Annotated in this window: 18 protein-coding genes and 2 pseudogenes; 5 read left to right on the top strand and 15 right to left on the bottom strand. The window is 59.8% G+C overall.

From position 1 onward, the window contains the following. Window positions 1-12: 12 nt before the first annotated feature. From ABH944_RS36940 to argC, 10 genes and pseudogenes are all read right to left on the bottom strand, one after another. Window positions 13-354, bottom strand: coding sequence for a TrbC/VirB2 family protein (locus ABH944_RS36940; RefSeq protein ID WP_404614371.1), 342 nt, complete (start codon window positions 352-354; stop codon window positions 13-15). Window positions 355-402: 48 nt separating this feature from the next. Beyond that, the gene (locus ABH944_RS36935) at window positions 403-1,101 is read right to left on the bottom strand and encodes a lytic transglycosylase domain-containing protein (RefSeq protein WP_404614419.1); all 699 of its coding nucleotides are present in this window, start codon (window positions 1,099-1,101) and stop codon (window positions 403-405) included. A gap of 2 nt (window positions 1,102-1,103) precedes the next feature. Further along, complete coding sequence (locus tag ABH944_RS36930) at window positions 1,104-1,631, bottom strand: hypothetical protein (RefSeq protein WP_404614417.1); 528 nt, start codon at window positions 1,629-1,631, stop codon at window positions 1,104-1,106. 31 nt (window positions 1,632-1,662) lie between these two features. Further along, window positions 1,663-2,541 carry a ParA family protein gene (locus tag ABH944_RS36925; protein WP_404614369.1) on the bottom strand — a complete coding sequence of 293 codons (879 nt, stop codon included), beginning with the start codon at window positions 2,539-2,541 and terminating at the stop codon, window positions 1,663-1,665. 474 nt (window positions 2,542-3,015) lie between these two features. Then, window positions 3,016-3,342, bottom strand: coding sequence for a hypothetical protein (locus ABH944_RS36920; protein WP_404614367.1), 327 nt, complete (start codon window positions 3,340-3,342; stop codon window positions 3,016-3,018). Continuing rightward, window positions 3,339-3,581: a helix-turn-helix transcriptional regulator gene (locus ABH944_RS36915; RefSeq protein ID WP_404614365.1), complete on the bottom strand. Its 243-nt coding sequence runs from the start codon at window positions 3,579-3,581 to the stop codon at window positions 3,339-3,341. Before ABH944_RS36915 ends, ABH944_RS36920 begins: the two co-directional genes overlap by 4 nt. 493 nt (window positions 3,582-4,074) lie before the next feature. After that, window positions 4,075-4,443, bottom strand: coding sequence for a type II toxin-antitoxin system RelE/ParE family toxin (locus ABH944_RS36910; protein ID WP_404614415.1), 369 nt, complete (start codon window positions 4,441-4,443; stop codon window positions 4,075-4,077). Further along, window positions 4,443-4,739: a type II toxin-antitoxin system Phd/YefM family antitoxin gene (locus tag ABH944_RS36905; RefSeq protein WP_404614363.1), complete on the bottom strand. Its 297-nt coding sequence runs from the start codon at window positions 4,737-4,739 to the stop codon at window positions 4,443-4,445. The genes ABH944_RS36910 and ABH944_RS36905 overlap by 1 nt, the downstream gene beginning before the upstream one ends. A 721-nt stretch (window positions 4,740-5,460) precedes the next feature. Continuing rightward, window positions 5,461-6,840: pseudogene (locus tag ABH944_RS36900) on the bottom strand (IS1182 family transposase); the annotation flags it as partial. A gap of 156 nt (window positions 6,841-6,996) precedes the next feature. Further along, a complete protein-coding gene (gene argC / locus ABH944_RS36895; RefSeq protein WP_404614361.1) occupies window positions 6,997-7,923 on the bottom strand; it encodes an N-acetyl-gamma-glutamyl-phosphate reductase in 927 nt (308 codons plus the stop codon). Window positions 7,924-8,086: 163 nt separating this feature from the next. Between argC and ABH944_RS36890 the strand changes: the two are divergent. Continuing rightward, a pseudogene (locus ABH944_RS36890) lies at window positions 8,087-8,433 on the top strand (LysR family transcriptional regulator substrate-binding protein); the annotation flags it as partial. 298 nt (window positions 8,434-8,731) lie between these two features. Here the strand turns inward: ABH944_RS36890 and ABH944_RS36885 are convergent. Beyond that, entirely contained in the window at window positions 8,732-9,541 is an 810-nt protein-coding gene (locus ABH944_RS36885; protein WP_404614359.1) for an AraC family transcriptional regulator, read from the bottom strand. Between the two features lie 271 nt (window positions 9,542-9,812). Between ABH944_RS36885 and ABH944_RS36880 the strand changes: the two genes are divergently transcribed. Together ABH944_RS36880 and ABH944_RS36875 are read left to right on the top strand one after the other, a co-directional pair. Further along, window positions 9,813-11,492, top strand: a complete 1,680-nt coding sequence (locus ABH944_RS36880; protein WP_404614357.1) for a 2-isopropylmalate synthase — start codon at window positions 9,813-9,815, stop codon at window positions 11,490-11,492. 141 nt (window positions 11,493-11,633) lie between these two features. Beyond that, complete coding sequence (locus tag ABH944_RS36875) at window positions 11,634-12,815, top strand: multidrug effflux MFS transporter (RefSeq protein ID WP_404614413.1); 1,182 nt, start codon at window positions 11,634-11,636, stop codon at window positions 12,813-12,815. A 629-nt stretch (window positions 12,816-13,444) separates the two neighbouring features. Here the strand turns inward: ABH944_RS36875 and ABH944_RS36870 are convergent. Both ABH944_RS36870 and ABH944_RS36865 read right to left on the bottom strand, forming a co-directional pair. Further along, entirely contained in the window at window positions 13,445-14,461 is a 1,017-nt protein-coding gene (locus tag ABH944_RS36870; RefSeq protein ID WP_404614356.1) for a hypothetical protein, read from the bottom strand. Window positions 14,462-14,479: 18 nt separating this feature from the next. After that, entirely contained in the window at window positions 14,480-17,143 is a 2,664-nt protein-coding gene (locus ABH944_RS36865) for a DEAD/DEAH box helicase (RefSeq protein WP_062086663.1), read from the bottom strand. A gap of 732 nt (window positions 17,144-17,875) precedes the next feature. Here ABH944_RS36865 and ABH944_RS36860 point away from each other — a divergent pair. Next, on the top strand, window positions 17,876-18,265 hold the full coding sequence (locus tag ABH944_RS36860; RefSeq protein ID WP_062086659.1) for a hypothetical protein: 390 nt from the start codon (window positions 17,876-17,878) through the stop codon (window positions 18,263-18,265). Between the two features lie 519 nt (window positions 18,266-18,784). Beyond that, window positions 18,785-19,090, top strand: coding sequence for a hypothetical protein (locus ABH944_RS36855; RefSeq protein ID WP_062086657.1), 306 nt, complete (start codon window positions 18,785-18,787; stop codon window positions 19,088-19,090). Between the two features lie 615 nt (window positions 19,091-19,705). Here the strand turns inward: ABH944_RS36855 and ABH944_RS36850 are convergent. Next, on the bottom strand, window positions 19,706-20,644 hold the full coding sequence (locus ABH944_RS36850) for an alpha/beta fold hydrolase (protein WP_404614353.1): 939 nt from the start codon (window positions 20,642-20,644) through the stop codon (window positions 19,706-19,708). A gap of 94 nt (window positions 20,645-20,738) precedes the next feature. Then, window positions 20,739-21,047, bottom strand: a complete 309-nt coding sequence (locus ABH944_RS36845; protein WP_404614351.1) for a MarR family transcriptional regulator — start codon at window positions 21,045-21,047, stop codon at window positions 20,739-20,741. Window positions 21,048-21,807: the final 760 nt, after the last annotated feature.

The raw sequence follows: 21,807 nt of genomic DNA, 5'->3' as shown, positions 1-21,807 counted from the left end.
GTTTCTCGAGGATCAGGAAGTCGGGATCAGCATCGCGGCGATCACCGTCGCACAGCCGACGAACAGACCCCCGATGAAGACATTCGCGATGTCACCGAACCGGGCGTGCTGGAACATCATCTTGAAACCGGCCCAGATGATCGATATCGAGCACACCACGCCACCCACCCCGAGCAGCGTCGTCTGGATCGTCGTCAACAGCGTGTTGACCTGGGAGAGCTGTGCGTAGGCCGGTGAGACCAGCAGCGCTGCCAGGACGGCGCCGGTGAGAGGCTTTCCCAACCAGCGGGCGAAATCCCGGATCCTGCAGATCCGTTTTTCGGAATTATTTTCAATATGGATAACTAAATTCATGACAGTCTCCTGTACGCCGATGACGAGATTCTTGCCTTCACCTATGCTTCAGAACACCACCGCGCTGATGTCCGCGGGATCGCCCTGCGGGTACCTCGGCGGACTGCCCTGGGGTACCTGTGGCCCCGGACCACCAGCAGAAGCCGGTTGCGCCGGGAGCAGGATCGGGCGCTGCGCCCGCTGCGGAAAACCACCGCGACCCAGCGGGACGACCGGAATCGCCGGGATCGCCGGGATCAGGCTCACTGCCGGGTCGATCGCCGGTACGCTGGGGACCAGATGCGCGGACACGCTATCAGCCACGTTCTGGACCACGCGCTGCACATATCCCGTCCTGTATCCCGTCGTGAAATCGCCGCTCGCGTAACAGGACAGGCTCGCTCGCAGTGCGCCCTGGACGTCGAAGCACGACTTGCGCGCCTGTGCGTAACAGTCCTGCAGAATTGCGGCACCAGCGGCCAGGTTGAGGCAGGGATCAAATGCGTTCTGCACACTCATGCCATAGCGCGACCAGTTTGCCCGGTTCACCTGTGCGAGGCCCACGCTGTAGTCCCACCCGCTCGCCTCGAGTGCCCGCACGGTGGCCGTGGCTTCCTCGAGGCTGGCTGGCTGGCGCAGCAGCCGGGCGTGCACCACGCCGATGGCGTAGGGGTTAAACGAGGACTCGGTGCGCACGATCGCCGCCATTGTTGCCGGCGAAACCTGGGGGGCACACTGCTGCGCGAGCGTGATGAAGTCGAAGGCCATCATCAGTGGCCCCCTGCCTCGTCGTCCTCACCACCCTCTTCGCGTTGCATGCGCTCCATCAACAGGCGGGCCGACCGCGTCGGGTCGTAGGGTGCCTCGGTACTTCCGGCACCGTAGAATTCCGTAATAGTCCGGTCCTCGCCAGCCGCGTCCCACCAGACCCGCGTATAGAGCTCGCCGTCGATGTCGACGTTGATCGCGCCGCGCGCACCACAGAGCAGCTCGCTCTTCTCCGGTCCCCCCCAGTAAAGAAGATCCTCGCGGCAATACGCAGCACTGGCGAAGGTGTTCGACGCGGATGTACCCTGCGAGCCACCTGCGCCGAAGTCGCACGTCGGGAACGGATCGCCATGTCGCAACGCTCGCCAGAGTTTCTCGATCGGCGGCACGCATTCGGTGTACTGTTCGGGGCCACCCGGATTGGCGAGGCAGAGGATCACCTGGCAGCCCCAGTCGTCGGCAAGGGCAAGCTTGGGTGCGATCACGCAGGTGCCGATGAAGCAGGCAAATCCCGGAGCCAGGCAACGCATGAGGCGTGATGCCCATGAACGAATCGATACGTTACGCATGGGCCATCTCCGTTGGACCGGGGTTAGCAGCAGATTCACCCTCCGGGCCGGTGCCCGGCCCGCACGCTGCGACGCAGTCCAGCCGAAGCGCGATCTCATCAAAGCAGTGGCGCACCGCGCGCCACGCGGGGCGTGCTGCCGCGTCGCTCCAGGCGATATCGAGCACCGACACCCCTGCGGCCTGTGCCTGTGCAATCGCATCCAGGCGGGGCATCCGAAGATAGCCATCAGGGTCGCGGGGATCCGGTATCAGCCACGCGCCCATTTGCGCCTGAAGCGCCCGCGCCTGCGCCCGCTGAAGCGGCGTATCTTCCACCATGTTCGGCAACAGTCCGAAGAAACGCAGCGCGGGATTGAGCCTCGCTCGAACATTCCGCACGCCGTGCGGACCATTCATCAGATCGTGTGTACTGTCGAATGCTTCCCTTGACAGCACGATCGGACTCAGCATCGCATCCGCGTTTGCCTCAGCGCACACGGCGCGCGGGTCGGGCAGTGGCGGACAGTCGATCAGGCAGACGTCCACGAAAGGCGCCACCACGCGCAGCAGGTGTCGCATGTTTGCGTAGTAGCGTGCGCTGCTCTCGCCCGCCGCCGACCGGAGTCCGTGGACTGTGCGCGCCGGCAGTACCTGGATGCGAGGTGCGCGCGCTCTGCCTGTCTGCGCGTGCGGCTTCACGGGCACACGCTCGCCGCTAGGCATCACCGCCTGGGCGGTGCGTGTGAGCGACGCTGCGCTGCAGGCGGGCTCCGCCAGATCAAGCACCAGTACCCTGGCTCCACGCACCCGGCGCAGATAATGCGCGAGCTGGCACAGCAGTGCGCTCCTGCCGGTACCGCCTTTTTCCGCTGCAATCAGAAGTGTCTTCATGGTCCGTCATCCCCAATCGACAGGCCGGCCGAGACACCAGGAAGTCACAGGCGATGGAAAAAAATCCGCGACGCCTGGGGACTGGCCGCAGGCTCAACGGGGGATCGTTCCATCGGGGCCAGAAAACAGAAAAGCCTGCGGATGCAGGCTTTGGGTTGTCTTACGGCACACCACGTCGTCGCAGTGACTTCGGTACTTCGGGGCCGCTAACGCGTACTCGGTCGTGCTTCGCACGTTGACCGGATCAGATTGTTGACTTCACTCTAGGCGAGCGCACGGTGCAATGCAAGAGCCCTCCGACGCCTCGCGCTCTTTCCATTTACCTACATGTTCCCAGGTATTCCTACGTGTTCCTAAAATAAATCTCACGTGCATGAGCGTCCATACCCACGTTGGCATAGGCTGACGACATCAACCACCGAAATGCCGGCTGGTGAGCCGAGCCACGATCGTCCGCAAGGAGGGTCGCGCGCCTCATTTTTCGCCGGCTGGAGGTAGACCTCTGGTACCGACTTCCTGGTTATTGCCGGCAAGAGCCTGCGCCAGTGCCAGGCTCGCCGCCGCGAGTTCCAGTTCGAAGCGCTTCGCCGGTCGCCGGGGTATGCGCAGTCGCCGGCAGACAACCTCGCTACAGGCATGCCAGAGATAGACCATCCTCAGCATCTCCCGATGCCTCGGATGCAACGTCTGCCAGGCTTTCGTCACCCGAGCCGCATCCACCGGATCGTAGGTGCCGCGCGACGTGTTTCCCCAGTTCTCGAGGCGACTGGCAAGTGTGGTAGCAGCAAGGTCGCGACTCATGACCTCGGCTCCGCATTGTCCGGACATTGCGGCACCGGAGCCCGGTAGCGGGCGGGGTTCGTGAGGAACCGTTCCATCTCGGCGGCATACCATCCGACAATCCGGCCACCCAACTGTATCGGCAGTGGAAACGTGCCCGCGCGCATGCGCCGGTAGATGGTCGAGCGTGACAGCCCCGTCTTCGCCTCGACCTGCCACCGACGCAGGATGACGAGCGGTTCGTTTTGTTTGTTGGACATGGCTTGCCCCCAGAAGGCGCCGGCTCAAGACGGCCGGAACACGGGGGTATTCAAGCAGCGATGTCGCCCGTCAACCAAACCCGTCTTATCGACGGGATCTCCCGACAAGCCGGTGGGGCAGGCGTCGCGAGAGGTAGTGCACTGACCACGCAACTGCGTATTTGTTATAGAAAAGTCCAGCATCGAGCCTGGTGAAGGGAGAACCGCGATGATCAGTGCCCGACCCGGCGCAACAGCCTCAAAGCCATATCACACAGCCTGGCGAATCCGGGTATTACAACCCGAACAACCCGAGCTTTCACCGAAAACCGTACGCCAGACGTCCGGCCCCTATCGGGCGTGAGGCGTAGTAGACCGGAAAACAAGGCAGAATGAGGCCGTGCGGAGCTGCTGGGCGGACTCGGGATTAATTTTGCTGAAAACCGCCGGCTAAAGGTCCGGCTAAAGGTCGGCTTCTCGTTCAGGGGATATCCTGGCTGGGTTGCTCTGATTCCTATTCTGTTTCCGGCGCATATCCCAGCTCTCGCTGGTGGCGAATGGACAGCAACAACACACGCGTGTCCGAGTGTGCGTACAAAATCAGATAGGAGCGCATGATGTATTCCCGCAGTTCAGGCAGGTTTGCTTCACTGGCCAGTCGCAGCACGCGTTCCAACCGGCTCTGACCCTCGACCGAATTCGCGGCAAGTACGCCTGCTGGACGGCCAATATTCGGATGGGTTGCCACGAGATCGCCGAACCGGTAGATCTCGCTCATCAAGTCCTCCATCCTGCTTGCTGCTGAACTCACGTCTTGCACCAACAAGAACTCTTGAATCGTCTCCAGCCGTTCTTCCAGGGTCTCCGCAAAATCAACACGCATCATTTCTTGGACGGAGCACGACGCCGCATTGTGTCGCGCAGTTCAGCCAGAGGTTTGGTCCGGCCAGCAAGTGCGTCCCGGAGACCCCTCTCGGCGTCATCCAGCATGACCAGTCGGCCGTGTTCTGCTTCGAGGGCGTGGTAATAATCCAGCTTCCGTGCGTCGACAATCGCCACGTACGCTGAGCCGTTCTTCGTCAGAACCTTCTCGGCACCTGCGACCACATCCTCCGCCAGCTCCGTCAGGCGTGACCGGGCTTCACTAATTGGTACCACATCATGGGTTCGGAATGACATAGTTGAATCCCGTACGAAATTCGTTAACATAAATGTACAAACATTCGGGCAAGCAGTCAACCCAACCCGTCCGCGCGCTGCTCCATCAGGTCTTTGGTTCATTCGTCGTCGAAGTTGAAGTTGAGCCTCTTCGGCGCGAGCCATGCCACCAAGTCAACCGGCTCCTGACAGATGATCCCGGCCATGATGGTCGACAATATTCAAACGCCGCTGCCACTCGGTTTTTCTTTTGCGCAGCCATGATCGCCCCCGTTTCGCATGCGAAATAACGCTGTTCTCGCCAGTTCACGCATCAGCGCCGAAGTGCACCGCTACAAATCCAACCCTGGGGTGCCGTCAGGAAACTGCAGGGATACGGAATTCGTTGGACTGAGCGTCATCAAAAATCAAGGACTTGGCAACAAATTCGGTCACGCGCCAGATGACGCGGAACCGAATAAACTGGACTCACCGGATTTGTGACGCGAATTCGTTGGATTTGCCGGAGTGTGAGAGCGGCCCGCGTTGCGCCGGTTCGAAAGGCTGCGTGCGGCCGAGAGCGTGTGGAAACTGTTTTTTATCGGTGGATGCGAGCGGCGGCAGCCTGACCAATCGAGTTTGGTAGGTCGAGTCGCGTTAACGTAACGTCTGGGGCGCAAAAAAGCCCCTCAGGGCCTCAGCTTCCATCCATCTTCATGGCCTTCATCGTCCTGGCAACCCCAAGTATATTCATGACACGCTACAGGTTGTAGGCCAATACCTGAAGACTCATTTCGGTGCTCACCCGTCCGAGCGTCCGGGTCAGAAAGTGTGTGGCACCCATCCATTGCTTGAGCGTACCGAATACATGCTCGACAGTACTTCTGCGGATGGTCATTGCATCAGGCTTCCGGTCGAGCCGACGCTGCATGGCTTCCAGTATATGTTCGTGCTCCCAGCGTCGGATGCGTCGATAGGCGCTGGGCGAACATCGCTCCTTGAGATGGCAATGCGGGCAGGCACTGGGCCAGTACACCCGCAGATTCATGTCATGCTCAACTGTCGTGAATCGATGAATTGCGCGCTCGCCTGCGGGGCATTGATACTCATCGTTCCTTGCAACGTAGACGAAATCGCGCTTGGTAAAGAGCCCTTTCTTCCTTGATGCCGAGGTAAGTGGTTTCGGGACATACGCTTTGATCCCGGCCAGTTCGCACGCGCGGATATCTGGACCGCTGAAGTAGCCCCGGTCAGCCAGCACCTTCAGCTTCGGCTTGCCCATCGCGTTCTTCGCCGACAAAGCTATCCTGCTGAGTTGGCCTTGATCGCTTCCGACATTCGTCACGTCGTGTTCGACGATCAGATGATGCTTCGTGTCCACGGCGGCCTGAACGTTGTAGCCAACCGTTCCGGTTCTTTTGCCACCACTGGTCATGGAACGGGAGTCCGGATCCGTAAGCGATAACTGTCCGTCCGGTTGCTTCTTCAACTGCCTTTTGATTTGTTCGAGCTCACGCATCCGCTGGCGCAAGCGGGCGATCTTCTCGTACAGACGCACAGTCTTCACATCGAAACCTTTCGGACTGGTCCGATCCGCGGTTTCAATCATGTCGAGATATCGCTGAACGCTTTCCTCAATCTGCTGCTGACGCTTGTCGATCTTGCCGGCCGTGTAGTTCCTGTCACGGCTGTTCACAGCCTTGAACTTGCTGCCATCGATGGCCACCATGTCGCTGGATAGTAGCTTCAGTCCGCGACACAGTTCAACGAAACGATGGCATACATTGCGAATGGCCGGGCCGTTGTCGCGGCGAAAGTCAGCGATCGTCTTGAAGTCTGGTGCCAGACGTCCTGTCAGCCACATCAGTTCGACGTTGCGTTGGCATTCGCGCTCAAGACGCCGGCTGGAGGGCACACGGTTCAGATACCCGTAGATATAGATCTCGAGCATCACGCCCGGATGATAGGACGGGCGGCCCGTGAGCGCCGGCGTGGTACCGTTGAAACCAAGTTCCGCAAGGTCCAACTCGTCGACGAAGGCATCTATGACCTTGACTGGATTGTCCTGTTCGATGTAGTCATCAACACATTCGGGAAGTAGTGCGACCTGCTTGCGGTCATCGCCTTCAACGAATCGCTTCATGAGTCACCCAATCTCAGTGCGTTGATTCAGTTTAGGCGATCAATGCGTTTTCACACAGGCTCGGCCAGTTTGAGACATTCGAGGGCCACAACCAGATTGCCAACAATCATTGGCATATAGGTGCAGCCGAACATTAGCGTAAGCCATCGGCCACCATTACTGCGCGAGCATCAGGTTCAGGTTCTGAACCGCAGCGCCGGCTGCGCCTTTGCCGAGATTATCGAAAACCGCGGATAGCAGAACGTGCCCGTGTTCCATGTTAGGAAACACACTTAAGCGCATATCGTCCGTACCGTTCAGTACTTGCGGATCCAGCCGCTTTAAGACGCACGATTCGTGTAGCGGCAAGACATGTACGTGGGCCGCCTCGGCATAGTGGCGCGCGAGGCACGCATGTAACGTGGCGCCGTCTACGTAGGGTGCCAGCAGCCGCACATCCAAGGGCACCGTCAGCACGATGCCCTGGCGGAACGCACCATACGCAGGGACGAAGATCGGACGCTGCGCGAGTCCGGCGTGCTGCTGGATCTCCGGGGCGTGCTTGTGCGCAAGCTCCAGACCATATACCTGATACGACGGTGCGTTGACAGCACCCGGCCCCTCGTGTTCTTCGACGCCGACACGCCCGCGTCCGGAGTAACCAGACACCGCGTAAATGCTGACCGGGTAGTTGCCTGGTATGAGCCCGGCCTGCAGCAGGGGCCGCAGCAAGCCAATTGCACCGGTCGGATAGCAACCTGGATTGGTGACCCGACGCGCGTTCGCAATGCGCTCAGCCTGTCCCAGAGTCATTTCCGGAAAGCCGTATGTCCAGTCCGGCCGTGTGCGATGGGCGGAACTTGCGTCGACTACTCTGACGGCAGGATTGACAATGGCGTCCACTGCCTGGCGCGCGGCGGCATCGGGCAGGCAGAGGATGGCGATGTCGCAGGCGTTGATGGCTTCGGCGCGACGCCTGGAATCCTTGCGTTCCGCCGGGGGAAGCGTGACCAGTTTCAGATCGGTCCGGTCGCGAAGCCGTTCGTGAATTTGCAACCCGGTGGTGCCCTGGTCGCCGTCGATGAAAACAAGGGGAGAGCTCATGCGCGGAATACTCCGGTAACTGGGTAATAGCAAGTAGAACGAGCCTGCCATCTTCCGCGCACCACTAGAATAGCGAAAGTTGAATTTTATAACCTGGACATTCAGTTTTTCTGAATCTGGACGCCGACACGCGAGAGATCAGCCCGGACCGCTTGCGCACCCTGTGCCGGTGCATTGGCGGTGTCCGGCTCGCATTACGCCTGAATGGTTCGCCGCTCAACCTCTCATTCTTAATGATGCGACCACGCGCCTCTCGTGTCTGACTGTGGAGTGGTTTGCGACCGGAGGGCACCATCCCGCGCCGCGCACTCAGCTCAATACAACGATGCGATCAAGAGTCTGGTAGCGGCAGGTTATGGCACGGCGCTGTTGCCTCATGAGGCCACTACGTCATTACCCGACAGGCGCATTGTCATGCGTCCGCTGCGTGCGGCGTTGTGGCGTCGGCTCGGCATTGCGCATCATGCGGGGCACGTCGAGCGTTCCACGCAACATGTACTCGATGCGTAGTGGGATCTGCGATTGGCGTAGGATTTTGCCATTTGTTGCTTCGGTTCGTTCTCGCGATGGGACAGTAGCCTATTGCACGCCACAACGAACGAATGACCGGTTCGTAGAAATTTGACAGACCCCTGAGGGTCGGGTCCGGAAGTTCGGGCCGAGGTCCCCGGGGATGCGGGGACCTCGTACTGCGATCTTCGGCAACCGGCCATGAAGCGACCTTCAAGACGAGTCCTCGAGTGTCCGTAATACGCTGCGCAGTAGACGCTTCGGCGCCAAACCCGGCAATCAATTTCCCTGGCGGGAACTACAGTTCCGTTTCACTTGCAGCGACGAAGGCCGAGGGCGAGCATCCAAACTGCTTCCTGAACGATGTGGCATATGCACTGTGGCTTTCATAGCCGCTACTTAAAGCGACCCGGGTGATCGGCGTTCCCTGTAGCAGCATCGCCAGCGAAGACATCAAGCGCATCTGCTGACGCCACTTTCCGAATGTCACGCCGGTGCTCCTCTGAAAGCGGCGATAAAACGTCTTCGTGCTCATAGCCAGTCGGCCAGCCCACATATCGGCAGTGGTGGAGTCGCTTGGGTCGTGAGCCAACGCCTGGCAAACCTGCTGCATCTCGGGGTCGACAGGCCAGGGCAGATGGAAAGGAAGACGGGGCTTGGAGCGCAGTTCCTCCACGAGTAGATCGCCCAGCAGCGTCGTGCGTCTCGATTGTGTGTGTTGGTCCTCAAGATGCGCAATGGCGTTGATCAATTCCCGGAGCAACGGCGAAACATGGAGGACACAGTCCTCGAAGGGCAGATCTACTGCGACGTCTTCGCGGATATAGATGCCCTGCGCCTGAACCGTAACGGGCGTCATCAGCCGATGAGGGGTCTCGGGCCGCAGCCAGACTGCCGCCGTTGGCGGTACCAACCAACGGCCCGTTGCGGCTTCGATCCGCAGAATGCCTTCGGCGGCATAGATCAGGTGCCCTCGACGGTGCCGGTGCTCCGGCACAACCTGACCAGCCTCGTAGCGGGCAACGACGCCCACAACGGCCAATGCAGATGACTCGAGGTCGGCCAGATCGAACAACTTGCGTTCTGTCGCGGCGGGAGTCGAATTCATGGTGTCTGTCTGGATAAAAAGTATGTCCATTTTTATGTAGAAGGACAGAGCGGGTCAACCTTATAGTGGACCCGTCGCCACTGCTCTGTTCGACCTATTCATGCGTACCGCTTCTTCTGCCTCGCGACTGCTACTAGGCCTGACCTCCGGTCGGGGTCGGTACGCGTTCGCCCGCGTCACGATCCACTCTGATTCCCCCTGACCCCGACCTCAGTCAGATCCCTTGGAGCAGGGGAATCAGAACACCGTTGATTCCCTTTTCGAGGTCGTAATGCTGACAATGCCTTCCAAAAAGTATCGCGCGTCCCCGGTCGTCGACATGCCGGATCGCCAGTGGCCCTCGCGAACGTTGAACCAGGCGCCGATCTGGTTATCCACTGACCTGCGCGACGGAAACCAGGCGCTCTTTGAACCGATGAACAGGGAGCGCAAGCTTCGGCTGTTTCATGAGCTGGTACGTATCGGGTTCAAGGAGATCGAAGTTGGATTCCCGTCTGCGTCGCGGACCGATTTCGAGATCGTGCGCCATCTCATCGATGCCGACCTGATACCCAAAGACGTGACGCCTATGGTCATCACGCAACTACGCGATGATCTGATCGAGGAAACGGTGCGCAGCGTACAGGGGGCGCGGCGCGTCACCGTGCATTTCTACAATGCAATCGCGCCAGCTTGGCGTGAGATCGTGTTCGGTCTTAGCGTGCCGCAGATTATCGAAATGGTTGAGCACCATATTGGTTTGCTCAGGAAACTCACAGCACAACATCCCGAAACGGAGTGGGTGCTCCAATACTCCCCCGAGACATTCTGTATGGCGGAATTGGACGTTTCGCTGTCGGTCTGCAACGCAGCGATCCGGGCGTGGGATGCGGGACCACAACGATCCATGATCATCAACTTGCCCACGACAGTCGAGGTCTCCACTCCCAATGTCTTTGCAGACCAGATCGAATGGATGCATCGCCATCTGGACCGCCGTGAACACATCGTGCTGTCCGTACACCCGCATAACGATCGCGGCACGGGCGTGGCCTGTGCCGAACAGGCATTGCTTGCAGGCGCACAGCGGGTCGAGGGTTGCCTGTTTGGCAATGGCGAACGCAGTGGGAACCTGGATGTCGTGACGCTCGCGCTGAATCTGTACACGCAGGGCATCGCGCCTGGGCTCGACTTCTCCGATATTTCCGGCGTGGCGCGCATTGCCGAGGAATGCACGGCATTGCCCATTCACCCGCGCCATCCCTATGTCGGCGATCTGGTCTTCACCGCGTTTTCCGGCTCTCATCAGGACGCCATCGCCAAAGGCTTTGCTACGCAGAACCCCCACGCGTTGTGGCGGGTTCCTTACCTTCCCATCGACCCGCATGATCTGGGCCGCACCTACGACAGCATCGTGCGTGTCAATAGCCAGTCAGGAAAGGGCGGGATTGCGTTTCTTCTCCAGCGGGATCATGGAGTGGTAATGCCGCGCCGCATGCAGATCGAGTTCAGTGCCATCGTGCAGTCGCTTGCGGAGGCCAGTGAGACGGAATTGACGAGCGAAAAACTCTGGTCTGTCTTCGAGAAAACCTATTTTCCCGACGATCAAGAAATGTCCCGTCTCGCCTATCGGCGACACCATTTATTCGACGCGGCCGAAGGACAAGGCATCGAGCTGGAATTGGTGGCGCCTGATGGCTCCGTTAAGACCTTGCGCGGTGCGGGGAATGGTCCCATTGCTGCAACCGTAGCGGCGCTTGGCTTGCCATTGCGAATAGATAGTTATGAGGAGCGCAGCCTTGGCAGCGGTGCGGGAGCATCGGCAATGGCCATTGTGGAAACTGCATGGTCCGGTTTGCCAGGTACACGTTTCGGTGTGGGAATTCACCCGAATATTGTCACGGCATCGGTTCTGGCCGTATTGAGTGCTGTCGCCAGATTCCCCCTAGCAGAACCTTCCATGGCTGGATAGTCGTGCTGGAAAGCTTCCCCAGTGCTGTCGATTGCAACACTGGCGCCGACCGCTGATCTCCGTTCCGGAATCGGCAGCGTTGCTCGTCAGGTCGGGCAACGCGATGCCGGACAGCTCACGTTGCCTTCATTCAAAGCGTCAATGACTTCCACATCATCGCCTCCTGCGCTCTGCACGTTGGTCTCGCTGTGTGCAATCTCAGTTCTTCCGTTGAGCATATTCCTGCCGTCGCTGCCGAATATTGCCGCGGATTTTCACACCGACTACGCGTTCGCAACTCTAGCGTTGTCGGGATATGCGCTCATCTCTGCGGGTATCGAATTAGTGACGGGGCCGCTATCCGACAGGTTCGGGCGACGACCGCTTCTGCTGACCGGTCTCGCGGTGTTTGTTGTCGGATCTATCGGCTGCGCAGTTTCCACCAATGCGTGGACGTTCCTTGTTTTTCGAGCACTTCAGGCCCCGATCACATCCTGCTATCCCCTCTCGATGGCTGTCATCCGGGATACGACTGGCAGGCAGAAAACAGCGAGCCGGATCGGTTATGTCGTGATGGCAGCCGCGCTTGCGCCAATGCTTGGTCCTACACTTGGAGGCACTCTTGACCGATTTGCTGGCTGGCGCGCGATCTTCTGGAGCCTCGCGCTGCTCGGCACCACGCTGCTCGTCATATGCTGGTTCGATCTGGAAGAAACTCACACGAAGACGTCGGACACTTCCCGCCAACGGCTATTGGCCTATACGGCGCTTCTTCGCGAGCGTCGCTTCTGGGGCTATTCCTTGTGCATGGCGTTCTCGACCGGTACCTTCTATGCCTTTCTGTCCGGTGCACCACTGGCCGCAAAGGTCGCGTTTGAACTACCAACCGCACAGCTCGGTTTTTATATGGGCACCATCACGGCCGGATTCGTACTCGGCAGCTTCGTCTCCGCCCGGTACGCTACCCGTTATCCGCTCACCGCGATCTTGATAGTCGGTCGCGTCATAGCGTGCGCGGGCCCTCTTATCGCCTTGGCCCTCTTCCTGGCCGGGGTCAAGCACGCAATCGCGCTGTTCGGTCCATGCATGCTCGTTGGTATTGGCAATGGCCTCTCAAATCCGTGCGCCCATGCGGGCGCAATTTCGCTGCGACCGGATTTGGCGGGCAGTGCTTCCGGTTTGATTGGTGCGATGACCATAGCAGGCGGTTCTGCACTTTCCTCGGCAACTGGCGCACTGCTGACGGAGAACAACGCGGTCTGTGCGCCGCTTTGTCTTATGTTGCTTTCTTCACTAGTTGCGCTGTCCATCGCAGTGTACGTGCATGTTTCTGGAAGGTATTGACGAGTGCGCTCGACAGTTGCTCGCCGCCATCAGTAACCACGAAATGGGAACTGATGTCACCACTCTGCCTGGCTTCGCCCAAAGACGGAAAATGTCTTGGCGGCAAAGGTTCACGGTAGCGCGGATGGGCGTCTGAAGGGTGTTGAGCAGACCCTCACTGGTTATATGCGAAGGTCAGCAAAGGGTCGACTCCCGCCTTCCGTGAACGGATCAGGGGCAGAGCGCTCCGTCGGTTCCGCGCGAGCGGTTTCGTTCATCGGCCATCTTCGGACGTTGACTCATGCCTTCGCGCGGACATTTGAACGTCGGTTCCGCCCAGACAACGGACCTTCGTGCGCAGAAGATGTCAGTCGGGGTCGTCGGCAATTCCGGCCGTTCGCAACGTTCACGAAGCGGCCGTTCAAGTATTGAAAATCCCGTCAATCATCCGGCATCTTCAACGCGACGTTAAGGTCGAACTCGAATGCTCAAGAGGTTCAATCTTGTCTGTGAAATCCCGCACCGGATACGTCCACTAACGTTCAAGATGACCCGGAGACCTCACCAGACGCCGGAGGTTTCCCGCTGAAAAGAATTTCATTCCTCAACGTCACTCGCTTCCTGCGTGCTATGCGAGATGGAATCGGGGTTCAGCGGGACTTACCCTTCACCGCTCGAACACTGGCGCGCTTCCTTGTTGCAGCCTCGTTCGGCGTTGCAGGCGAGTTCGCCACCTTTGCTTTACCGGCAACGACGTCTCCAGATGTTGATTTACGTGGCCCAGCAGATGACTTGACTGGCGATTTCTTTGTTACTGCTTTGTTGTCCGCCGCAGTCTTCGCGCTCGCGGGTGGCTTCCGGGCTGTCGAAACAGCCGGCTTGGCTGCCTTCTTCGCTGTCACCTTACCTGCCGATGGCTTGTTACGTCCGGCAGCAGGCTTGGCCAGTGGGTAAGCTTCGGCCATCTCGATGCCAAACACGTCAGCCAGCAGCGCGTCGTCAAGCACCTTGCCGGTAGCCGGGCGTTTTCTCGATTCAGGAAGGCCGGCATTGACCTGACGGACGAGATCATTGGCATCGACCCGGCGCAAGGCGAAGAGGAATTCCGGCTGTTGGTCGAGCCGTGCGCCGACGCCGTAGAGCACGGCAGCAACGTGCTTGCACATTGATGCCCAGTCCGGGCAACTGCAATTGAACGTGATTTCCTTCGGCGCTGGGAAAAGACCGATACCAGGTTTGCAGATGCGTTCCATGACGGCTGTCGAGAGCTTGCCCTGCAAGAGTTCCACAATCGAATCGATCGACCCCGAGCAATCGGCTCCGATTGCTCGCCATTGCTTTTCAGGACACGCCGCGACGGTCACGGCGACCTTGTAGAGGCTCGACCCAATTACCTGCGCGCGGACTTCGCCTGCCGTAATCTGGAGGTCGATCACGGAACCGTTGCGAACATAGGTGCGACCGCGCGGCAGGCGGCTGGCATAGTCGCTGTAGCGTTCCAGATTGTCACACCAGGCCTTGCCCCAGAAGGTTTTGGCGATGGCGCCGCGATACGATGTGATTGGTGACAGCATCGCACCAGCCTTCTTTGCCTTGGCGACGGCCAGTTCGGCCTTTTTCCGGCGCTCGGCGACCGAGACGTACGGCTTCCACCCCCCATAATCCATTGCGCTTCCTCTTGACGATTAGTCTTCTTGAGCGGCATGGATGTCGAGCTTCACAAGATCGAGCAATTCGCGATTGCTCATCTCGGTGAGCAGGAGTTCTGCACCGCCCTCCAGCACATCCTTCACCAATTGCTGCTTCGCTTCGATCAACTGGTCGATTCGGTCCTCAATCGTGCCACGGCAGATAAACTTATGCACTAGGACGTTCCTCTGCTGACCGATACGAAACGCACGGTCGGTCGCCTGATTTTCCACGGCCGGATTCCACCAGCGGTCGTAGTGGATCACATGGGACGCGGCGGTGAGATTCAATCCCGTCCCGCCCGCCTTTAGCGAGAGCACGAAGAAGGGTATCAACTCATCTTCCTGGAATCGCTTGACCAGTTCGCGGCGCTTGACCACGGGGGTGCCCCCGTGGAGCACCAGGCCTTCGCGACCAAAGACTGAACCCAGAAATGCCGCCAGCGGCTCAGTGGTCTCGCGGAACTGGGTGAAGACCAGAACCTTTTCCTGTTTGGCGGCGATGACTTCGGCGAGTTGGCGCAGGCGGGCGAACTTGCCGCTGTCTTCGGCCTTCCACGCCACGTCGCCCAGCCATTGCGAGGGATGGTTGCATATCTGTTTGAAGCGCATCAGAAAGCTCAGCACCACACCCTTGCGGCCAATGCCTTCGGCGTCCTCGAGCGCGGTGGCCAGCTCCTTCACCGCCCGCTGGTAAAGCGCCGCCTGGCTCGGGCTCAGGTGACACCAGGCCTTGAGTTCGGTCTTGTCCGGAAGGTCATTGATGACCCGCTTGTCGGTCTTCAGGCGACGCAGGATGTAGGGCCGTACGAGCGTACGCAACGGGCCGAAGTTCTCGGCCTTCGCTAGCCGCTTGGTAAAGTTGGCGAAAACTTTGTCCGAGCCCAGCAAACCGGGGTGGGTAAAATCGAAAATGGACCACAGGTCGGACAGGCGGTTTTCCACGGGGGTTCCGGTTAGCGCGATGCGCGATTGTGCATGGAGCTGCTTGACCTGTCGCGTTTGCTTGGCGCTCGGATTCTTGATCGCCTGCGCTTCATCAACGACGGCAACGCGCCATTGGATGGTCCCCAGTACCGGCTGGCGAACAAGCGTGCCAAAGCTGGTGATGACGAGATCGATGTCTGCAAGCCGCGCGGCGTCCAGCGCACGCAGATCGGCCGCCGGCATGGCCGACGGATGGGCGATCAGCAGGCGCAAGCCGGGGGCGAAGCGCTCGGCCTCTGCCGCCCAGTTGGCCAGAAGCGATGCTGGGGCAACCAGCAGGCTAGGTTGCGCCTCGGTGCTTTCGCGCTTCAGCACCAACAGCAGGGAGAGTACCTGCATGGTCTTGCCCAGGCCCATATCGTCCGCCAGGCAAGCGCCCAGGCCGAGCCGGGTGAGCAGATACAACCACCGCACGCCTGCCTGCTGGTAGGGCCGCAGGCTCGCCTTGAGTTCCGCGCCCGGGCTGATCTGCGCCAACCCCTCCGGCTGACGCAACTCCTGCAGGATGTCGGCCAGCCAAGGCCCAGCAACAAGCTGCGACCAGTCGCGGTCAGCGGGGTCGCCGCTATCGTCGAGTGAAGCACCCGCCAGAAGACGTAGGGCCTCGTTAAAGGGCAGACCGGCTTTCGCCGCCTTTTCCATAGCCTCGAATCGCTTCAGGAGGCGACCGAGCCTTTTTTGGTCCACCTCGACCCAGCGACCACGGATGAGTTGCAAGCCGTCGGCGCCTTTGAGCAGATCCCTGACCTCGGAGGCGCTGAGATGCTCGCCGTCGAGGGACACCTCCATGCTGAAATCGAGCAACGCCTCCTTGCCCAAGAGCGAAGGCGGTCGTGCGCCGACGCTGGCTTTCACAACGGGACGAGCAGGACGGCCCGCCTGCCAGACGCTTGGCGTGCGAACGACAATGCCGGCGGTTTCGAGTTTGGGCAGGTCTTTGAGAAAGCGGTAGGCGTCAAGCGGCGTCCAGCGCAGCGGATGGTATATCTCACCCGTATCCACCATTTCACGAAGCCAATCGCAGTCTTGCGCGGCGCGCTGCACTGGCAGCAGCAGCGACAAGAGCTGCGCCTTGCTCCTGGCCCCCGAAAATTCCGCCAGGGCTTGCGACAGCGGCTGATGCTGCGCCTTGCCATGGGCCGACAGGCGCGAGGTGTAAGTCGCAAGGAAGGCGAACGGTGACTCCGGATCCTTGCGGTTCTCAGCGAGGTTGAAATGCACGCGGCCGACAAGATTCCAGGCCGGGTGGCGCAACTTAAGGAAATCCTGCAGCGAGACCTTTGCGGTAGCCAGTTCCTGGTGCAAGGCGGCATCAATGTCGCCCCACAGCGTGGCCAGCACATCCGGCGTCAGATATTCCCCGCCCGTCATCGGCGGCGCATCGGCAATCAGGGCATCGAAATCCTCGGCAGCAGGCGTGACGACCGCGATCTCGCCGCCTTCGGGGGTCGTGCACAAGGCGGTGACGTAGCGTGCGGCAAAATCACGCCACCAGGCCCATGCGGGCGGGAGAATGCGGCCGATTTCCGCCGTTCCCAAATGCAGCAGGCCATGCCCCGCGCCAAGCGTAAAAGAACTGCCTAGCCCCAGTTGTACTTCATCCGCCGATAGTGGCGCGGCATCCTCCGGCACCGCGAGCAGGTGACCACCAGGCGTCAGGTGTGGCGAGAACATGTCGGGAGCAGTCAAGAATGCCCGTCCCCGTCGCGCGGTCGCAGCAAGCGCTGCAGCCGCCTGTTTTCACGGAACCCGGCTTCGCAATCAACCAGCAGACCCACCGGCCCGGTGCGAACTGGGCGAAGCTCTGTTTGCGCCTGATCCGATCGAATTGTGGGGTGAGCCAAGCTGCCGTGGTATGCGCGGCCGCTGTGTTGGGCATGTCTTGTGAACTGTCTTTTCATCTGCTGTAGGACAACCTGATTGCTGCGTATTAACTCACGGAAGTTCGCCCCGGCTCTACCGCCGGCTGGCCAACCTTCAAGGCCGTCCCCGCGAATCTCCGAATTCTGCCAAAAGAAACACGACCCACCATGAAAGGGTACCAAAACCTGAGTCATACGAGATGGGATGCCGATGGCGGCTCCCGCCCGCGTGGCGAAAATCAGTCGGCGCGTTTGTTGCAAACGACTAAATGGCAGAGTGTCTCGTTGGACCGACCTACGGACGTTCAACGCTGCTCCTTTGGACGTCCCTTCATGGCGGACTACCGCCGATCACCGACCGGTGTGAGTCACTCCATCGCGGTCGCTCGCGCCTATGCTTCAAACGCCCCTTGCTCGGCCCACGCAGCCATTACTTCCCGAACCCGCTTGTCGGGCGGACGGTGAAGGCGTAGAAAAGTGGGACGCTTTGTGTATTTCGGTGACGCCGCTTACGTCACCCGGCAAGGAATGCGAGGGAGGGGTCATGACATTCAAGGCTCAGTGGTACCAAGGCAAGTTTGCGAAAAAACGTGGCAAAGGCTTCTGTGGCTATCCGGTGGCAACGGTTGCCTTCTACGGGCCAGACGACACGAGAGCGACGAAGGTCTCTGTTTGCATCGTCGCGCACGAAGGTGCTGACGCGGACCCTGTTGAGCGGTGGTTCTGCGAAACAACCGATGCGAGAATCGATCCAGAAGTCACCGAAGCAATCGTTCGATTCATCGATCATCATGGTGCCAAATCGGTGGTGGCCGTCGACCGCATCATCGGCTGCCCGCATGAGGAAGGCATTGACTACCCGGAAGGCGAAAAATGCACGCAGTGTTCGTTCTGGGCCAACCGTGATCGGTGGAGCGGCGAGATCATCCAGTGAGACGTCAAGAGGCAAGCGCTTCTATCCTCGCGTCAAGGCGTTCCTTACTCGCCTCATTCCGACCTTAGTCATGCATTCATTAACGCAGGACACTTTCTGGACGAGAAGGTCGCGTGTGGCGCTCAGCGGGGCGCGGCCAAGCCCGTGGCGTGGTTCCACGCAACCGTGATCGCCTCCGCGAATGACTTCGACTCCACGAGCGCGATGACTGCAACGTGCTTCACGTGGAGGAAAGGTCTAGCGGAGCCGGACATCGACCGAGACGACACGAAGCCTGGTCATGCCCGCGGTGTAAGGTACAGGGGCGAATCTCCTGCTGGGAAGGCACGTTGTGGGATCTTGCCGAGCGTGGTGAGCATCACCGTTAATGCAAGGGGCAGAACCATGGGTTTTTCTTGCCGAACGTTTCTGATCGCTCGAGACGATACCCTCTGGCGGCTGTCAAGTACTAAGTTCGACCGGATGCTGCGAGATCCGGCAAGCCACTGTCTGCCCGTTTTTGCGGGGCAACGAGCGCGAATGGCCAGCGTCGTGGTCGAGCTTGTGGCCAGAAACCCGGTGCGCGTCGTTCGGAACACGTTTTCCATTCTCACTTTCGATGACGAAGGCCGCATCGACCCGAGTAGATTCGAAAAGCAGCAATTTGCCCTCGTGGAGTCGGCCGTCGCACCTGTCTTTGCCGTGTTCGATGATGACAGCAACCAGACGGTCGTCGACGCAACCTCCCGATTCATTGCACAGGGAGGCCAATGGGTTCCGTCACGCGCTTTGGCGCGCGTCATAGATCAGACTGCGTTGGGCCAACGACAGTGCCGACACCTGTAAGCGGTCACTCAAAGGGGCGGCACTACGGTATCCAGTTTTCGATTCTCGAGTGTCGGAGATGGGTCGAAAGCGAGCAAATCATATGGTCGTCGCGTAAGCCGCCACTCGCGAGAGATAAAATTCGTGGTTACCCGAACGGCGGCCGATGACTTGACGGGCAGCACGCGTGCACGAATGACCGCTGGACCTCGGAAGCCGCCGTTCACGTCGCGCTGGCTCCAACGGCCGGAGAGGGTCGAGTTCTGCCCGACGCGGACCGATCAATGCAGGCACGCCTCACCGGTACATCGTCGGCCCGCGTTCGGCCAAGAAGGGCCTTTCGGGTTGGGCCTGTGAACGTCTGCTGATAAGCTGCAAGCTGTCTTCTACGGGACTTGCGCCAGATAATTTGTGGACTTGTTTGCTGGGTGCAGACCTTTCTTTAGCCAAGCCCCCACGTTGGTGGGACCAGTCCAGCTACCTGATACCCCTGAACTGAGTTCTCACTGGTGCTGCATTAGACGCTCGGCGCGCACCTCAAGCGTGCCGCCGGCATCCGCGCCGACTCCCCGCGGTTAGTCAGTCAGCAACTAATCGCCGGTGCTGGCGTGCCCGATCAATGCCCGGAGTCGATGGTCATTCATCCGCTTGTCGCAGATAGAACGCGTCGAGAAACTCGTTCATCAGTGCCGCTATGTCATCCACTTTTTCATCAAGTGCAAAGTGGCCTGCGTCGAGCAGATGGACTTGCGCATTTGGCAAATCACGCTGGTAGGCAGCAGCTCCGGCCGCAATGAAGGATCTGTCGTAGCGGCCCCACAGGATGAGCGCGGGAGGCTGTTGCGTTCTCATCCATTCTTGCCAAGCTCCATAGGCCGCCACGTTCGTACGGTAGTCATAAAGCAGCGCGGCCTGGATTTCAGACTGGCCCGGACGATTGAGAAACGCGTACTCGTCCGTCCAGGTGTCCGGGCTGTAGCGTTCGGGGTTAGGGCTCTCACCGTCGTGACGATATTTTGTACTTTCGAACGATGTGAACGCGGTGAACACTTCTGGACGCGCGGCAGGATCGGCCCAGTACTCCTTGATGGCCTTCCACTTTTGCCCGAGACTTTCCTCGTGGCTATTGGCGTTCTGGATCACTAGCGCTTCAAGACGCTCGGGATGTGCCAGCATGATTCGGAATCCGATCGGACCACCGTAGTCCTGCAGATAAAAGCTGAAACGGTCGATGCGAAGCTGTTCGAGTAGGCCATCGATCGTCTCGGCGAGGTGATCGAACGTGTAGGCGAACTGCGAAGGCGGCGGTGCGTCGCTGTGGCCGAAGCCAGGATAGTCCGGTGCGATAAGGCGGTAGTGTGTCGCGAGCAGCGGAATGAGGCTATCAAACATCCGCGACGACGACGGAAACCCGTGAAGAAGCACGATGGTTGGTGCGTCTTTGGGACCCGCCTCTCGATAGAAGACGCCAACACCTTTAACTTCCGCTCGGTGATAAGTGAGGGTCGATGAGGACGATCCGCTCGGATCAGTCCTGCGTGGGCGGGAATCGGTAGGCGGACTCTTTGTATTCATGGTGACTCCGTTATTAGGCAACGTTGGAGCGGCAAGTTAAGTCTGCACCCTTCATTCCCTCGAAGCAGACGACATTGCCCTTCAGTGCGCGACATCAGCTGGCGATATCAAGGCTACGGCGTAATCGAATCAGATCAGCCCGCAATTGTCCAAATGACTGACGGTTGATGCCGGTAGCTCTCAGGGCAGTCGTCGAAATGATTGCGGCCGCTGCTTTGAGCGCTCTCCCATCTTCGTCCCGGGTAATCAGCACCCGACGTTCGTCAGTGGATTCGCCTGAACGATTGACGCGCCCGGCCGCTTCCAGACGTTTAAGAAGTGGGGTAAGCGTGGCGGAGTCCAGGAACACTCGCTCGGCGACCGCCCTCAACGTTATGCCATCGTGCTCCCACAGCAGCGACATGACCAGTTACTGCAAATCCTAGCTTATTTTTGCGGACGAAACATTCCAAGCCGCCCATCTGGCGAACAGTACGGGGCGCGTAAGCTCTGCGCCGGGTCGATCCGCGCGCGAGGAGTTAGGGAGCCTCCCGACAAGCGCGGCTGACGAAAACACCGTAGTCACCCCTCGCGACCGTCCGCATTATTCCGAGGTTGAGACCTTCCGAAGCCTCTTTTGATAGGCAGTTGAGGGGCGGTCAGTGCCAATCGCTGTTTCGCCGTGCGGGGACATGCGTATACAAATTGCATCAGACACCGATCGGTCGTTTCGCGCATCAGCGGTCGCGCAACCGTTCGGAAATGTTGTGGGCGCACCCGGATGCCGCTGCCGTGTTTCCCGGGTCTGCGTCAGGAATCCGGCTGCGCACGCCGGAACGCTCGGGTTTCGATTGCGCTCGGGGCGCTGCACATCCCCGCGGGGCGCGCTTGCCCTCTCGGTGCACGTTTCTGTTGGCCGGGGCGCAATGCACCGCGGGAACCGCAGCAGTGAGGCTGCGCGTCCCGGGCAGCGTCCGTCCGCGACGACGCCAATCGCCGTATCATGAGCCATCATAGGGAATACACGTTCGTAATCGGAGACCGGAGGTCCCGTATGGCCACGACTAACGGGTCGGCTTCACCTGACACGACACCTGCCATCGCGCTCGCCTTGCAAGGAGGGGGCGGCCTCGGCGCCTATCACATCGGCGCCTATGAGGCGCTGGCCGAGGCTCATCTGCTGC

The organism is Caballeronia udeis, from assembly GCF_044909315.1.
GTDB lineage: Bacteria > Pseudomonadota > Gammaproteobacteria > Burkholderiales > Burkholderiaceae > Caballeronia > Caballeronia udeis_A.
The sequence above is the reverse complement of the archived record's forward strand: the minus strand, read 5'-3'. Positions and strand labels throughout refer to the sequence as shown.

Excerpts from the sequence above, each read along its gene's own strand:
- ABH944_RS36940 (WP_404614371.1), bottom strand. The coding sequence starts at position 354 with ATGAATTTAGTTATCCATATTGAAAATAATTCCGAAAAACGGATCTGC.
- ABH944_RS36935 (WP_404614419.1), bottom strand. The coding sequence starts at position 1,101 with ATGGCCTTCGACTTCATCACGCTCGCGCAGCAGTGTGCCCCCCAGGTT.
- ABH944_RS36930 (WP_404614417.1), bottom strand. The coding sequence starts at position 1,631 with ATGCGTTGCCTGGCTCCGGGATTTGCCTGCTTCATCGGCACCTGCGTG.
- ABH944_RS36925 (WP_404614369.1), bottom strand. The coding sequence starts at position 2,541 with ATGAAGACACTTCTGATTGCAGCGGAAAAAGGCGGTACCGGCAGGAGC.
- ABH944_RS36920 (WP_404614367.1), bottom strand. The coding sequence starts at position 3,342 with ATGAGTCGCGACCTTGCTGCTACCACACTTGCCAGTCGCCTCGAGAAC.
- ABH944_RS36915 (WP_404614365.1), bottom strand. The coding sequence starts at position 3,581 with ATGTCCAACAAACAAAACGAACCGCTCGTCATCCTGCGTCGGTGGCAG.
- ABH944_RS36910 (WP_404614415.1), bottom strand. The coding sequence starts at position 4,443 with ATGCGTGTTGATTTTGCGGAGACCCTGGAAGAACGGCTGGAGACGATT.
- ABH944_RS36905 (WP_404614363.1), bottom strand. The coding sequence starts at position 4,739 with ATGTCATTCCGAACCCATGATGTGGTACCAATTAGTGAAGCCCGGTCA.
- argC (WP_404614361.1), bottom strand. The coding sequence starts at position 7,923 with ATGAGCTCTCCCCTTGTTTTCATCGACGGCGACCAGGGCACCACCGGG.
- ABH944_RS36885 (WP_404614359.1), bottom strand. The coding sequence starts at position 9,541 with ATGAATTCGACTCCCGCCGCGACAGAACGCAAGTTGTTCGATCTGGCC.
- ABH944_RS36880 (WP_404614357.1), top strand. The coding sequence starts at position 9,813 with ATGCTGACAATGCCTTCCAAAAAGTATCGCGCGTCCCCGGTCGTCGAC.
- ABH944_RS36875 (WP_404614413.1), top strand. The coding sequence starts at position 11,634 with ATGACTTCCACATCATCGCCTCCTGCGCTCTGCACGTTGGTCTCGCTG.
- ABH944_RS36870 (WP_404614356.1), bottom strand. The coding sequence starts at position 14,461 with ATGGATTATGGGGGGTGGAAGCCGTACGTCTCGGTCGCCGAGCGCCGG.
- ABH944_RS36865 (WP_062086663.1), bottom strand. The coding sequence starts at position 17,143 with ATGTTCTCGCCACACCTGACGCCTGGTGGTCACCTGCTCGCGGTGCCG.
- ABH944_RS36860 (WP_062086659.1), top strand. The coding sequence starts at position 17,876 with ATGACATTCAAGGCTCAGTGGTACCAAGGCAAGTTTGCGAAAAAACGT.
- ABH944_RS36855 (WP_062086657.1), top strand. The coding sequence starts at position 18,785 with ATGGCCAGCGTCGTGGTCGAGCTTGTGGCCAGAAACCCGGTGCGCGTC.
- ABH944_RS36850 (WP_404614353.1), bottom strand. The coding sequence starts at position 20,644 with ATGAATACAAAGAGTCCGCCTACCGATTCCCGCCCACGCAGGACTGAT.
- ABH944_RS36845 (WP_404614351.1), bottom strand. The coding sequence starts at position 21,047 with ATGTCGCTGCTGTGGGAGCACGATGGCATAACGTTGAGGGCGGTCGCC.